This is a genomic window from Marinobacter sp. 2_MG-2023 (genome assembly GCF_030546935.1).
In the GTDB taxonomy this organism is placed as follows: domain Bacteria; phylum Pseudomonadota; class Gammaproteobacteria; order Pseudomonadales; family Oleiphilaceae; genus Marinobacter.
This window is the reverse complement of record NZ_JAUOPH010000005.1, coordinates 272173-286269: the sequence shown is the minus strand read 5'-3', so window position 1 is coordinate 286269 and position 14097 is coordinate 272173. Positions and strand designations below refer to the sequence as shown.

The following is a 14097-nucleotide window of genomic DNA, read 5'->3' as shown; positions in this document are numbered from 1 at the left end:
CAGCAGGAGATACAGATGCCCCTACCCGCCTACCTCACTACGGCTGAAGCTGCAGAGTATCTGCGCCTGAAAGAGCGCAAAGTCTACGACCTGGTCAGCCAAGGCGTTATTCCCTGCGTACGGGTGACAGGAAAACTGTTATTTCCGCGTCAGCGTATTGATCTTTGGCTAATGAACCACCTGGAAAGTGATGACGCGGTAAGCTCTCCAATCCCTCCAATCCTGGCGGGCAGCCAGGACCCCCTTCTGGAGTGGGCCGTTAAAGAGAGCGGCGCGGAGCTGGCTTTACTGTGTCAGGGAAGCGGCGACGGCGTACACAGATTAATTGATGGGCGCGCGATGCTCGCCGGGATGCATATCTGGCATGCGGAAAGCCGGCGCTACAACGACCCTGCCACATTGGGGCTGAGCGGGATGCGCGACCTGGTGCTGATCCGTTGGGCAAAACGTCAGCAGGGACTGCTATTAGCCTCCGACAATCCCCATCAACTTTCGCGATTAGAGGATATTACTCGCCCCGGCATAAGGTTCGCGCACCGCCAGCCCGATGCCGGCGTCAGCCATTTGCTGCAGGGTTTGCTCACTCGCCACCGTATCGATGCCGCGAAGCTGACATGGGCAGCTCACCCATCGCTCAGCGAGGATGATCTTGCCTTGGCTATTCGTCAGGGAGAAGCGGATATCGGAGTAGGAATCAAAGCCGCGGCGCGGCGCCAGGGGCTGGCTTTTATACCTCTGCAAGAGGAATATTTCGACCTGGCCATGCGCAGGCGGCACTATTTTGAGCCGACGCTACAGCGTTTATTGGCATTCGCCAGAAGCGACCGCTTTGCTCAGCGTGCCGAAGTGCTTGGTGGCTACGATATCAGTGAACTGGGGAAAGTCGTGTATAACGCCTGAACAACTCCAATATCAATAAGCGGTCGAATCAACCTGGAGGCTGCATGCGTTCACTACAAAAAGGCCTGGTGAAGGATGCCAGTGGAGCGCTGGGTGATCTTGGCACCCTGATTCCTCTGGGTCTAGGTGCTATTGGGCTAGCTGGCCTGGCACCGATACCGGTATTGGTGGGGTTTGCCGTTTTCTACATCGCAACAGGGCTGTATTACCGCCTGCCGATACCAGTGCAACCCATGAAAGCCGTTGCTGCAGTGCTGCTCACCACTCAAGTAAGTTCTCAGAGCCTTATCGCCAGTGGGGTGCTGATCGGGGGGATTTTACTGCTACTCGGTTTCACCGGGTGGATTAACGGGGCGGCACGCCTCATACCAAAATCTGTGCTAAGCGGCCTTCAATTGGGGTTGGGGTTAATGCTGGCCAACATGAGCCTCGGCCTGATGGCCACATCCCTGCCGCTGGGTGTGGTCACGCTGGTCATTCTGGGCATTATCCTGAAGGTGTTGCCGAACTGGCCAGCCGCAGTGATAGGGCTGGGTTCGTCTATCGCCATCGGAACAATTATGGGGGCGCCCGGGCTCACGCTTCTTCTCGTGGATTCGACCACACTCTCACTCCCCGAGTTGCCCAGCATGGACGATTGGCAACAGTCCATTTCCATGCTGGTGTTACCCCAACTGGCGCTCACGATAACCAATGCCATTGTACTGACCGCTCTGGTGGTGGGGGAGTATTTCGGCGAGCAATCACACCGTGTCTCGCCAGCCCGGCTTTCGGTGACTAGCGGTTTGGCGAATCTCGTTATGGTGCCTCTCGGTGCCTTACCCATGTGCCACGGAGCGGGTGGCGTGGCGGCGCATTATCGCTTCGGCGCCCGAACCGGCATGGCGCCCGTTTTGCTGGGAACGGCTTTGCTTCTGGTGGCTTTTATACCTGGCGGGCTCTCCATGATTGCGGCAATTCCTATAGCCGGGCTTGGGGCTCTGCTGTTCGTGGCCGCCGTCGAGCTTGCATTGTCCAGACGCCTGTGGACAGCCAAATCGTCCTGTTGGCCAGTTATTGCAATAACCGCATTGGTAACCGTTTGGGCCGACCCGTTTTTCGGGCTTCTGGCCGGAGTCGCTTCTGAGACTGTTCGAGCCGCCTGGTTACGCAGGCGAGAGGTTGTCTAGACGAAAAAACCGCCCGAGAGCGTGGCTCAGGGGCGGTTTTAAGCAGTCGGGATGCAATCAGAGATTGCTGTCCAGGAATGCTGCGAGCTGCGATTTGGACAGTGCGCCCACTTTCGTGGCGTCGACGTTGCCGTTTTTGAACAGCATCAGGGTCGGAATGCCACGGATGTTAAACTTGGGCGGCGTCTGTTCGTTTTCGTCGATGTTGAGTTTGCAGACTTTCAGCTTGCCATCGTATTCATCGGCAATTTCTTCAAGTACGGGCGCAATCATTTTGCAGGGGCCGCACCATTCCGCCCAGTAATCTACCAGTACGGGTACGTCAGACTGAAGCACGTCCTGTTCAAAAGATGCATCCGTTACGTTTACGATATTTCCGCTCATTTCATTTTCCTGATTAGTGCTTTGACGACTACTTTACGCGATTGATCCCGCCTATGTGAAGCAGTAGATCCACCAGCTTGAATCAGAGATCCTCTGAAACCAGCCAAATCCACCAGCACTCTGCCAACGCCAAACCCGGGCATTTACTGACAGGTCCGGGGATTATCGCTTATAGTACGCGCACGTTCATACCACAGGACTCTGATCACAGTGACGGCCTCCTCTTCTGCCGAAAACACGTCTACTCCGCCGGATATGCTGGCAGCCATTGATATGGGCTCAAACAGTTTCCACATGGTTGTGGCCAGGCTCGTACACGGCGAAATCCGCACCATCGAAAAAATGGGCGAAAAAGTACAGCTCGGCGACGGCCTTGATTCCGAAAACTGCCTGACCGAGGAAGCCCAGGAGCGTGGCCTGGATTGCCTGCGCAGGTTTGCCCAGCGCCTCAATGGCACGCCGCCGGAAGGTGTGCAGGTGGTCGGCACCAACGCGCTCAGAGTGGCGCGCAATGCCAGCCAGTTTATTGCTCGGGCCGAGGAGGTTCTGGGTTATCCGGTAGAGATTATTGCCGGCAGGGAAGAAGCCCGACTGATTTACCTGGGCGTCTCGCACACCTTGTCTGATGATGCCGGGGGCCGCCTGGTGATTGATATCGGTGGCGGCAGCACGGAGGTGATTATCGGCAATCGCTTTGAGCCTCAGGAGCTGGAAAGCCTGCACATGGGCTGCGTCTCCTTCAGGAATCGCTACTTTGCTGATGGGCGGATCACCCGAAAGCAAATGGACAGAGCCATCACCCATGCCGAACAGGAACTCTTGAGTATCCGCAAGCTCTACCGCTCAGTCGGCTGGCAAAGCGCAGTGGGTTCGTCCGGCTCAATCAAAGCCATCAGCACAGTGTTGGCGACCCTCAAGATAACAGATGGCACAATTACCCGGAGTGCCATGGAGGAGTTGCGCCGGCGGCTCGTGGATATGGGCAATATTGAGAAGCTCGGCGATCTGGGGCTACGCCCGGATCGTCAGAATATTTTTCCTGCCGGTTTCGCCATCCTTATGGGTGCGTTCCAGTCTCTCGACATACCGGAAATGACCTTCGCTGACGGCGCACTGAGAGAAGGCTTGTTGTACGGCATTGCCGGACGTATCCGGCACGAAGATGTGCGAGAACGAAGTATCACTGCCCTCCAGGAGCGGTATCACCTGGATCAGAGCCAGGGCGCCGCCGTTGAAGCTACAGCGATTGCCGCGTGGCAACAGATTGCGGGCCACTGGGGCATTGATACGGTAACGGATGAGGAGGTTCTGCGCTGGGCCTGCCAGCTGCATGAGATTGGCCTGACCATATCGCACAGCCAGTATCACAAGCACGGCGCCTACCTTCTGCGCTATTCCGACATGGCCGGTTTCACGCAACAGGCCCAGCAGGAACTGGCAGTTCTGGTGCGCGGCCACAGGCGCAAATTTGCCGCTTCCATCTTTGAGGGAATAGATCCCAGTGACAAAGAGCGCCTGCAGCGCCTCTGTATACTGGTGCGCCTTGCTGTGCTGATCCAGCACCCCCGGAACATGGAGCCACCACCGGCCTTCACACTTCAACCCAGGAAAAACGGCCTTTTACTGTCGTTTCCCGAGGGCTGGTTTGATGAGCGCCCACTCACGCTTGCGGATCTGATGAACGAGCAGGACTACCTGGCGAAGCAGAACTTTGTGCTTGAGCTGGCCGGCGGCTGACGGCCTCTTTAACCCGCCAGCTCCTCTTCCATCGCTTCTACCGTTTCGCTGATATCGAGCCATTGCGCTTCGATATCCTCAAGCTGTGCCTTGGCTTGGGACTGCTCACCGAGCAATTCCTTTAAACGACCTTTGCCCCCATCGCCATACAAGTCCGGGTCAGCAAGATCTGACTCCAGGCCTTTCAGTGTCTCGTTCAGCGATTCCATTTGTTTTTCCAGTGCCGCCTGCTTCTTCCGGAATGGGCTCAGTTTCTGTCTGAGCGCCGCTTCTGCACGCTTGCGCACCTTCCGGTCTTCAGCGCTTTCGCCGACTCCGGTTTCAGGCCCGAACCCTGACTCGCTGGCATCGGAGCCGCTGCCTCCAGCCAGCTGGCGTTTCGGCGCCTCGGTATCGTCCTTGCGGCGATCCGCCAGCCAGCGTTCGTAATCCTCAAGGTCGCCCTGGTACTCAACAACCCGACCGTCGTTAACCAGCCAGAATTCATCAACGGTGTTTCGCAACAGGTGTCTGTCATGTGAAACCACCACGATGGCGCCTTCGAAATTCTGCAGTGCCATGGTCAAAGCCTGGCGCATTTCCAGATCAAGGTGGTTGGTCGGCTCATCCAGCAAAAGCAGGTTAGGCTTCTGCCAGGCAATAACCGCCAAAGCAACACGGGCCTTTTCACCGCCGGAGAATGAGCGAATAGGGCTTAAAGCCTCATCACCATGAAAATCGAAGCCACCCAGGAAATTGCGAACGCTCTGCTCAGAAGCCCGTGGGGATAATCGCTGCAGGTGCAGAAACGGGCTCGCGTCGAGATCCAGAGACTCCAGCTGATGCTGGGCAAAATAGCCAATGGCCAAATGTTCGCCACAGACTCGTTCTCCGGAAAGCAGCGTGCTTGCCGAACCGTCTTCACCCTGCCCCAGCAGCGCGTCCATCAGGGTGGACTTGCCCGCACCGTTTGGCCCCAGCAGGCCAATGCGACTGCCAGGCAAAAGGGTCAGGTTGATATTATCGAGAATTACGGTTTCACCGTGCCCGGCCTGACCGTGCCGTATGGAAAGCAGCGGATTGGACACCTTGTCCGCAACCGGAAACTCAAAACTGAAAGGTGAATCAACATGAGCAGGAGCAATCTTTTCCATCCGCTCCAGTGATTTTACCCGGCTCTGAGCCTGACGCGCCTTGGTGGCCTGGGCTTTGAAGCGATCAATGAACCGCTGGATTTCCGCTATTCTCGCCTGCTGACGTTCGAAGCCTGCCTGCTGTTGGGCCAGTCTCTCGCTACGCCGGGCTTCGAACGCGGAATAATTACCTGTGTAAAGCTCCAGCTTCTGCCTGTCAAAATGAACCACATGAGTTGCAACCCGGTCCATGAAATCACGATCGTGCGAGATAAACAGCAGGGTGCCCTGGAAACGGCGCAACCAGTTTTCCAGCCACAGACACGCATCCAGATCGAGGTGGTTGGTGGGCTCGTCCAGCAATAACAGATCCGCAGGCCGCATCAGCGCCTGGGCAAGATTCAACCGGATCCGCCAGCCACCTGAAAATGCTGATACAGGCCGGTCCGCGTCGCCATTCTGAAACCCCAGTCCACGCAACAAAGACTCTGCGCGCCTACCGGCAGACCAGGCTTCGTGTACATCCAGCTCACCGTGAATATGGGCCACAGCATTATCATCACCACTGGCTTCAGCCTGCTGAAGCTCCCGCTCAAGCCGGCGCAAGTCCAGGTCCCCATCAAGAACAAAGTCTCTGGCGCTTCGCTCTGTCGCCTCAACTTCCTGCGCCATATGGGCAATGCGGCAGCCACCCGGGAGTGAAACACTGCCCTGCTCTGGCGACAACTGCCCAAGCAGCAGCTGAAAAAGGCTGCTTTTACCAGCGCCATTGGCCCCTACAATTGCGACCCGCTGACCGGATTGCACTGTGAGTGTGACGGAATCTAGTAACCAGACGCCACCCCGTTGTAAACTGAGATCGGTTATCGTTAACATGTCGTCATATATTCAGCGTAAAATGATCAGGGACGGTTCAGTGCTCATGTCAGTCAGCTCGCAAACCATCCCGGATTTACCGTTAAAAGCCATGGAGTTGCCGGCGCACCTGGAACCCGACAACCCGCTTTGGAGATTTGCACTGACGTTCTGGCAACAATCGACGGCACAAGAAACCTGCCTGGCTCTTCAAAACGAGGGCTGGAGCGTAACACGAATTCTATGCGCCGGATGGTTTGCACTGAACGGCAGGGCGTACACCGGAATCGAGGACGCTACGGTAACAGAGTGGCGCGATCGTGTAACCGGCAGCTTGCGCATGATTCGCAAGTCAGTACCAAAAGCGCAGGCCCCGTACAACGCTTTGCGCACGAATCTGGCCAGCCTGGAGCTTGAATCAGAGCGCATCGAGCTGGCTTTGGCTTGGCAGGCTTTTGCAGCGCCTAACCCGGAACAGAACAACATGACCGAATGTGAGAATCTGATCCGACCCAATCTCGCTGCTGCAGCACCGGAATCCGGCACGACTGCGACCACCAGGCAGCTTTTGAGCACATTAGGCGACGAATTTATCGCCTTTCAACAAGGACAAATACAGCCATGATGATCAAATGGCTCGTCCGACTATCGTTTCCAGCTCTCGGTCTGCTGTTACTGCTGATGTTCTTTGGCCTGAATGACCCTGAGCAGGCATCCGAGCCGGTTGCAGAAGACACACAGCCTGAAATCCCTGCATTTGAGGGCCTCGTGCCTTCTCCGATCCCGACAGAGGGCCCCGATATCGTATTCAAGTGGCGGGATACCGATGGCAACTGGCATTACGCTGACCAACCTCCAGAGCATGGTCCCTGGAATACGCTGGCCATTGAAAGGGCTGACAAGAACCGGCCACCTGAACGAACTCCCAATCCGGAGACCGACTGGCAGTCGCCGTACAGTGCGCCCTTTTATCTCGGCCCAAGTGCCGGAAACAGTGGTAGCTGACCACGTTTTGACGGTTGTTCCGAGTGCCAGTGAGTCCTTAACAGAAGTTCAGTGGAATCTGCGCTCTGAACCCGTTACCGTTTACCTTCTGAAACACACAATACGTGGGTTATCGCCCACTTCTTACTGACCCAAAAGGACGATGTAATGAAAAAAACGCTGCTTGCACTGGCGATGACCGGCATTGTTGCCGGCTGCTCAACTCCTCCAGAGGCTCCAGCAGACCCGAAACTGGATTCCACTGACCAAAAGGTCAGCTACGGCATGGGCCTGGTACTCGGTGAGCGGATGAATAACGACCTGCCGAACCTGCAAATGGACCAGTTTCTTCAAGGCATTCAGCATGGCCACGCCGGCGATGAGGAAACCAAGCGTATGAGCCGTGAGGAAATTCAGCAGGCTCTGATGGAGTACCAGCAAACTCTGCAGGAAGAGCAAGGCAAACAGATGGAAGAACTGGCCCAGAAAAACCTGGATGCCGGAGAAACCTTCCTTGCTGAAAATGCCGAGCGCGATGGTATCGAGACAACCGAGTCCGGACTTCAGTACGAAGTACTGGAAGAAGGCAATGGCGAACAACCCGCTGACACTGACACAGTGCAGGTTCACTACACTGGCGAACTGCTGTCTGGCGAAGTTTTTGACAGCTCCCGTGAACGCGGTGAGCCGGTAAGCTTTGCCCTGAACCAGGTTATTCCAGGCTGGACTGAAGGTCTGCAGCTAATGAGCGAAGGCGCCCGCTACAAGCTCTATATCCCGTCGGACCTGGCCTACGGCCCTGGTGGCAACCGAGCTATCGGTCCCAACGAGACCCTGGTGTTTGACGTGGAGCTGCTGGCTATCAACCCAGACGCCAACTAAGAAAAATGTGCTTCAGCTTGCCTGAAGCCATAAAAAAAGCCTCAGCCAGCGTTACCGCTGCTGAGGCTTTTTTGTAGTTGCTCTGACCAGATTCAGGCGGGGGCTACTTTGTCGGCATGTACGTTGTGAAGGTGTTCAATCAGAAAATCCTCCATCTCGAAACGACTCTCGAGCGTCTCACCCAAGCGGGAAAGCTCATCAAACAAGGCTTTTATATCCTGTTCAGATAGCTCGTTTTCACCCAGCCTGTCATTAAAGTTAAGCGCCACTTCTGTTGTTTGCTCAATGCGCGGATAAACCTTCGCCGCCAGTTCAAGCCCGCCATCATTGAATTCTCGGGCTTCTCTGACCAACTGTTCGTATATCTCGAAGTGACCCGTAGAGACATAATCCACCAGCACTTCACAAAGCCGGACGAACTTTTGCTTCAGGGCTTCTGTTTGCGAAAAATCGCTCTCTCCGGATAAATCGCAGTAATGAACCAACAGCTCCTGTCGATCCTTTAGCCAACGGTCGATGAGTTCGCTGACGCCGCCCCAACGCTCCCTGGCATTTCGGCAATTTTCCAACATGACGCCTGTTCTCCACTTGATAATCCGGCCTTTCAGGCCTGACGCTGATATTTGTTAAGTGAGGATTAAGTTACCCCATGCCCGCTGCCTGCCGCAACCGTTTCAGCCAGCGATCCAGCCTTTTGGCTTTCCCCGATGAAAAAGCATCACCAGACCCACGATCACCAGCAAAGTAAAAAAGACAGCGGTCCAGCCAGGAATGCTCAGCCCAAGAAAACGCCAAACCACAGCAGCACAATCGCCGGTGCCTTTGAGCGCTGTAGTCAGCACGTCTGCCAAAGGCAGCACATCAAGCATATAATCCACCGAGGGCCCACAGGCGGGCACCTGGTCAGCAGGCAAACTTTGCAACCACAACTGTCGCCCTGCCACACCCAGACCCGCACCTGCCGTTACTGCAAGCAACAGGCCGTATACCCGAAGCCCCAGCTGACCAGGGCCATGCAACGCTGCCACCAGGCTAACCAATCCCACCCCCATGAAGCCAAACCGTTGCAGCCAGCACAAAGGACATGGCTCCAGCCCCATAAAATGTTCCATGTAATACGCCACGCTCAAAAGCGCGGCACAGACTACAAAAACAACTGCAAAAACTGCTCTTCCTTTCACAAAGTTTCCCCGGTTTTCCACAAATGCTCCGTCGGGCCTGCTATTCTCGGTTTATCCGGCGGAAACGCTGCTGATTTTGTCACTAAACCCTAAACCATGACGAACTGCAAGCTTATGACACCTCAGCCAAAATTCCTTGTATTCAGCTTATTCCTGCTATTTTCAATGCTCCCTACGGCCTGGGCGGAAGAAACCACCAACGCTGACAAGGAAACTAATGAAGAATCAGGCGTTACTGACTATATTGCCATGGAGCCAGCGTTCGTAACCCACGTTGGCAGCCCGGGTGGCAAGCTGACTTACCTGAAAGCAGCGGTGACTCTGAGAGCCTCGAATCAAACCACCCGCACCGCCGTTGTAGCCCATATGCCAAGACTGCGCCACGAGCTTGTGATGCTGTTTGGTGAACAGACTGATACTGCAACATTGACGACACTGGATGGCCAGAAGGCTCTGCGCGAAGAAGCGCAATCAAGAATCAACGGGGTGCTGGAGGAACAGCAAACCGGCGAAGCGATTACCGGTGTGCTGTTTACGGAATTTGTCGTGCAGAAATAATGGACTTCAGGCAATCCGGGAAAACAGATCATCATCCATGGCACGCTTTTCCCGGATAGCGTCACCAGCATCATCCCAACCAGCCTCCCAGGCAGCTACAACGACTTCGCCGCGATAGGGACAGCGGGTTTTATCCATACCCATGGATGCTGCCATGTAGCCTTGGCGATAGGCCTTGTTCAGTGCCTCAACATCCCAGCCCAGCTTTATATCCCTTGCCATGCCACTTCTCCCTTATGCTGATGCAGCCGACGTTAACACCAGCGTCAGGAAGTGACAAACTTTTGTTGGGCTTCTGTGAAGCACGCCCGTCAGGAGCGGAGATACTGCTCAAGAAAATCGCCGAACTCCTGCGTATCAGAGTCCTCAATCCGCTTCTGTTCTGCAAGAGAGTCCCGGGTCGCCTCGACATAGGCAGCTTCCACACCTGCGTCCATACCTTCCTTCCGGAGTGCATTCTGATGTGCGAGCGCCATCTCCATGGTCCAATCCCGGTGACCGAGCCCAGCAGACTGCATGGCATCGATAACCCGGGCTGAACACACCTGTCTGTCACCCGACAGGACTCCCTGCTGGGCCGCGAGAGCCTTACGGTAGACATCTCCACCATTCCAGCCATCCAACAGTTCCGCCAGCGGCTCTAGGCGATCCAGTATTGCCGTCGCTGCATCACCAACGGGAGTGCGTTCGCCGCCCTGGCAAAGGGTGAGCTCGCGATTACGACCTTTGGCGACAACATCTTTGTAGTTGTCATCGAGCATGCCACATTCCGCATCGTCGATTCGCGGCGAGTCTGATAACAAACAATCCAGCAGGAAGAGGTCCAGAAAGTCGACCTGCGCTTCACTGACGCCTACCGCAGAGAAGGGGTCCAGATCCAGGCAGCGCACCTCAATATACTCAACCCCGCGGGATTGAAGCGCGTGAATCGGCTTCTCCCCACTTTGAGCAGTGCGCTTGGGGCGTACCGCACTGTAGTACTCATTCTCAATTTGTAACACGCTGGTATTGATCTGGATAAACTGACCATCACGTTTGGTACCCAAGGCTTCGTAGGGCGGCCAATTGGTATGAATGGCTCTGTCCAGAGTCTGAGTGTAGGTGCTTAGCTTGTTAAAACAGATGTTCAAAGAAGACTGGGCATTATTGTGATAGCCCAGGTCACTCATACGCAACGACGTGGCGTATTGTCCAAACCAGCTGCGCTCATCAAATCGCCCGAGGTCGTGACGCACACCGTCAACAAAGCTCGCATCCAACGCCGGGGAGGCACCGAACAACAACATCAGCAACCAGCTGCGGCGACGGAAATTGCGAATCAGCCAAAAGTACTGCTCGGATTTAAAATCTTTCATGCTTTGCTGATCACCCAGCGCACTCTGCCAGATGCTCCAGAAGCTGTCGGGTAACGAAAGATTATAGTGAGCACCTGCGATGCTTTGCATCATGCGCCCGTAGCGCACCGCCAGACCTTGACGGTAAACATGCTTCAACCGGCCCGTGTTGGACGAGCCGTACTCCGCGATTGGAATACTGGCATCGCCATTCAACTCACAAGGCATACTGGCCGGCCAGAAAACCTCATCGCCCAGATTCTGCTGAACGAAACGGTGGGTGTTGCGCAGAGACTCCAACATCTCGGCTGTGCTGCTGCAAACCGGCGTTATTAGCTCGAGCAAAGCCTCAGAATAGTCCGTTGTAATAGACGGATGTGTGAGCGCAGAGCCCAAGGCATCAGGGTGTGGCGTCTGAGCAATGAACCCGTTGCGGTCAACGCGCAAACCTTCTTTTTCTACCCCTTTCAGAAACCCGTTCCAGTCGCTCGCTGCGAACTGGCGGAACAGAGAATGGCGGGATTCGGCCATGATTGACTCCTGCTGCAACCGGCGCTACCTCATGAGCTGCGCCGGCTGATGGAATTAGTTTAAACCGCTTAACGCTTGCCTTTGCTGGCCGACGCAAACGCCTGAGCGAGTGCTCCTGCCATGGCACCCTGATCAGCACCCTTGTTCCGGCCCGGCTCTGATGACCTGGCTGAAGACCGACTCTCCGACCGGCCACTGTTGTTACCGGCGCCCTGGCCGCCCGATGCGCGCCCAAGCGCAGACCGCTTTGAATCCGCTTTTTCACCTGGCTGGTCATCCATGCGCATCGTCAACGCAATCCGCTTGCGGGGAATGTCCACCTCCATCACCTTGACCTTCACAATATCTCCGGCCTTGACCACTTCACGGGGGTCTTTCACGAAGGTATTAGACAGCGCAGAGATGTGCACCAGCCCGTCCTGATGAACGCCTATGTCTACGAACGCCCCGAAATTAGTGACGTTGGTCACCGAGCCTTCCAGGATCATGCCAGGCTTGAGATCGCCGAGGGTTTCCACGCCTTCCTCAAAACTCGCAAAGCGGAACTCCGGGCGCGGATCCCGGCCCGGTTTCTCAAGCTCGGAGAGAATATCCCGGATGGTTGGGACACCAAACTGTTCTGTTACGTAATCCTGCGGATTCAGACCACGCAAAAACGCCGCATCGCCAATAATCCCCTCAACCTTCCGATTATTCTTTACTGCAATGTTCTCAACCACCCCATAAGCTTCAGGGTGTACAGACGACCTGTCCAACGGGTTCTCACCGCTGGCAATACGTAAGAAGCCTGCTGCCTGTTCAAACGTCCGCTCGCCCAGCCGGGATACCTTCAACAGCTGCTTGCGGTTGTGGAACATGCCATTCTGATTGCGGTATTCAATAATATTTTGCGCAATGGTCTGATTGAGCCCCGACACTCTCGCCAGCAAGGGTGTGGAGGCGGTATTCAGATCCACACCAACACCGTTAACACAATCCTCAACAACAGCATCAAGGCTGCGAGAGAGCTGAACCTGCGATACATCGTGCTGGTACTGACCAACGCCAATAGATTTCGGTTCGATTTTGACCAGTTCAGCCAACGGGTCCTGCAACCGGCGGGCAATGGACACAGCTCCGCGAATGGTTACATCGAGATCGGGCAGCTCTTTGGAGGCAAACTCGGAGGCCGAGTAAATAGACGCACCTGACTCACTTACCACAATACGCGCCAGCTTGAGCTCCGGATAACGTTTACTCAGATCTCCCACCAGCTTCTCCGTTTCACGGGACGCTGTGCCGTTGCCAATGGCGACCAGTTCAATGCGATATTCACGGCACCAGGCTGCAAGCTTTTCAATGGAGCTGTCCCACTGATTCTTGGGCGCATGGGGGAAAATAGCGCCATGACCGGCAACCTGGCCAGTACCATCGATAACCGCCACCTTCACACCCGTGCGCAAGCCAGGATCCAGCCCAAGAGTCGGACGTGGTCCGGCAGGCGCCAACAACAGCAGGTCTTTAAGGTTAGCCGCAAACACGTTGATGGCCTCGGTTTCCGCCGCCTCACGTACCTGAGAAACCAGGTCGGTCTCAATCTGCGTTGACAGTTTTACCCGCCAGGTCCAGCGCACAACCTCTGAAAGCCATTTATCGGCGGCCCGCCCCTTGTCCCGGATATTCCAGCGCGCTGCAATGCGCTGCTCAGCGGGGTGTGGCTGGCGGCGATCATCATCGGCATCACCCACAACCAACGTGTAGGCAAGAATGCCTTCGTTGCGACCGCGCAGTATCGCCAGTGCCCGGTGCGAAGGCACTTTCTTCAGTGGCTCTACATGATCGAAGTAATCCCGGAACTTGGCGCCTTCGTTTTCCTTGCCTTCAAGCACGGTGACTTTTAACTGACCTTGCTGCCAGATAAGATCCCGCAGTTCGCCCAACAGCTCCGCGTCTTCGGCAAAGCGCTCCATCAGAATATATCGTGCGCCGTCGAGTGCGGCCTTGGTATCGGCAACACCGGCATCCGCATTGATATAAGCTTCAGCCGTCGCTTCGGGAGCCAGGCCCGGATCGCCGTACAAGGCGTCAGCCAGAGGCTCCAGACCCGCTTCCCGGGCAATCTGGGCCTTGGTGCGACGTTTAGGTTTGAAGGGCAGGTAAAGATCTTCCAGTCGGTTCTTGGCATCCGCACTCAGGATGCTGGCGCGCAATTCGTCGGTCAGCTTACCCTGCTCTTCGATGCTCTTGAGGATAGTGCCGCGACGATCTTCCAGCTCTCTGAGGTAGCGCAGGCGCTCCTCAAGCACGCGAAGCTGGCTGTCATCCAGCGAGCCGGTCACTTCTTTGCGGTAGCGGGCAATAAATGGAACTGTGGAACCTTCGTCCAGCAGGGCCACGGTGGCATTAACCTGTTGCTCACGTACGCCGAGTTCGTCAGCTATGCGCCTGGAGATACTGTTCATGCAACCTCTATCTGATGCGTTTCTGATAA

At 55.7% G+C, this 14097-nt stretch carries 14 protein-coding genes; 7 read left to right on the top strand and 7 right to left on the bottom strand.

What is annotated here, in order from left to right; translation table 11 throughout:
* The first annotated feature begins 15 nt into the window (after window positions 1–15).
* Together Q4501_RS15100 and Q4501_RS15095 are read left to right on the top strand one after the other, a co-directional pair.
* Window positions 16–900, top strand: coding sequence for a helix-turn-helix transcriptional regulator (locus tag Q4501_RS15100; protein WP_303597091.1), 885 nt, complete (start codon window positions 16–18; stop codon window positions 898–900).
* A 44-nt stretch (window positions 901–944) separates the two neighbouring features.
* Complete coding sequence (locus tag Q4501_RS15095) at window positions 945–2069, top strand: putative sulfate/molybdate transporter (RefSeq protein WP_303597090.1); 1125 nt, start codon at window positions 945–947, stop codon at window positions 2067–2069.
* A 57-nt stretch (window positions 2070–2126) separates the two neighbouring features.
* Here the strand turns inward: Q4501_RS15095 and trxA are convergent, their stop codons facing one another.
* Window positions 2127–2453 (bottom strand): thioredoxin TrxA, encoded by a 327-nt coding sequence (gene trxA / locus Q4501_RS15090; protein ID WP_008169901.1) that lies wholly within the window; start codon window positions 2451–2453, stop codon window positions 2127–2129.
* Window positions 2454–2663: 210 nt separating this feature from the next.
* Here trxA and ppx point away from each other — a divergent pair, with 210 nt between their 5' ends.
* Window positions 2664–4190, top strand: a complete 1527-nt coding sequence (gene ppx / locus Q4501_RS15085; RefSeq protein ID WP_303597089.1) for an exopolyphosphatase — start codon at window positions 2664–2666, stop codon at window positions 4188–4190.
* Between the two features lie 8 nt (window positions 4191–4198).
* Here the strand turns inward: ppx and Q4501_RS15080 are convergent, their stop codons facing one another.
* Window positions 4199–6178: an ATP-binding cassette domain-containing protein gene (locus Q4501_RS15080; protein ID WP_303597088.1), complete on the bottom strand. Its 1980-nt coding sequence runs from the start codon at window positions 6176–6178 to the stop codon at window positions 4199–4201.
* Between Q4501_RS15080 and Q4501_RS15075 the strand changes: the two genes are divergently transcribed.
* From Q4501_RS15075 to Q4501_RS15065, 3 genes are all read left to right on the top strand, one after another.
* Window positions 6177–6782, top strand: coding sequence for a DUF2390 domain-containing protein (locus tag Q4501_RS15075; RefSeq protein WP_303597087.1), 606 nt, complete (start codon window positions 6177–6179; stop codon window positions 6780–6782). The two genes, Q4501_RS15080 and Q4501_RS15075, sit on opposite strands and share 2 nt — an antisense overlap.
* On the top strand, window positions 6779–7162 hold the full coding sequence (locus Q4501_RS15070; protein WP_303597086.1) for a DUF4124 domain-containing protein: 384 nt from the start codon (window positions 6779–6781) through the stop codon (window positions 7160–7162). The genes Q4501_RS15075 and Q4501_RS15070 overlap by 4 nt, the downstream gene beginning before the upstream one ends.
* Before the next feature lie 147 nt (window positions 7163–7309).
* Window positions 7310–8023, top strand: a complete 714-nt coding sequence (locus Q4501_RS15065) for an FKBP-type peptidyl-prolyl cis-trans isomerase (protein WP_303597085.1) — start codon at window positions 7310–7312, stop codon at window positions 8021–8023.
* 92 nt (window positions 8024–8115) lie between these two features.
* On the opposite strand, the gene rsd is transcribed toward Q4501_RS15065, so the two are convergent.
* Window positions 8116–8595: a sigma D regulator gene (rsd, locus tag Q4501_RS15060; RefSeq protein WP_303597084.1), complete on the bottom strand. Its 480-nt coding sequence runs from the start codon at window positions 8593–8595 to the stop codon at window positions 8116–8118.
* A gap of 102 nt (window positions 8596–8697) precedes the next feature.
* Window positions 8698–9204, bottom strand: coding sequence for a disulfide bond formation protein B (locus tag Q4501_RS15055; RefSeq protein ID WP_303597083.1), 507 nt, complete (start codon window positions 9202–9204; stop codon window positions 8698–8700).
* 114 nt (window positions 9205–9318) lie between these two features.
* Between Q4501_RS15055 and fliL the strand changes: the two genes are divergently transcribed.
* Window positions 9319–9762, top strand: coding sequence for a flagellar basal body-associated protein FliL (fliL, locus tag Q4501_RS15050; RefSeq protein WP_303597082.1), 444 nt, complete (start codon window positions 9319–9321; stop codon window positions 9760–9762).
* Between the two features lie 6 nt (window positions 9763–9768).
* Here the strand turns inward: fliL and Q4501_RS15045 are convergent, their stop codons facing one another.
* The 3 genes from Q4501_RS15045 to Q4501_RS15035 form a co-directional block, all read right to left on the bottom strand.
* Complete coding sequence (locus Q4501_RS15045; RefSeq protein ID WP_303597081.1) at window positions 9769–9984, bottom strand: hypothetical protein; 216 nt, start codon at window positions 9982–9984, stop codon at window positions 9769–9771.
* A gap of 89 nt (window positions 9985–10073) precedes the next feature.
* The gene (gene gshA / locus Q4501_RS15040) at window positions 10074–11627 is read right to left on the bottom strand and encodes a glutamate--cysteine ligase (RefSeq protein ID WP_303597080.1); all 1554 of its coding nucleotides are present in this window, start codon (window positions 11625–11627) and stop codon (window positions 10074–10076) included.
* Between the two features lie 68 nt (window positions 11628–11695).
* Window positions 11696–14068 carry a Tex family protein gene (locus Q4501_RS15035; protein ID WP_303597079.1) on the bottom strand — a complete coding sequence of 791 codons (2373 nt, stop codon included), beginning with the start codon at window positions 14066–14068 and terminating at the stop codon, window positions 11696–11698.
* Between the last annotated feature and the right edge of the window lie 29 nt (window positions 14069–14097).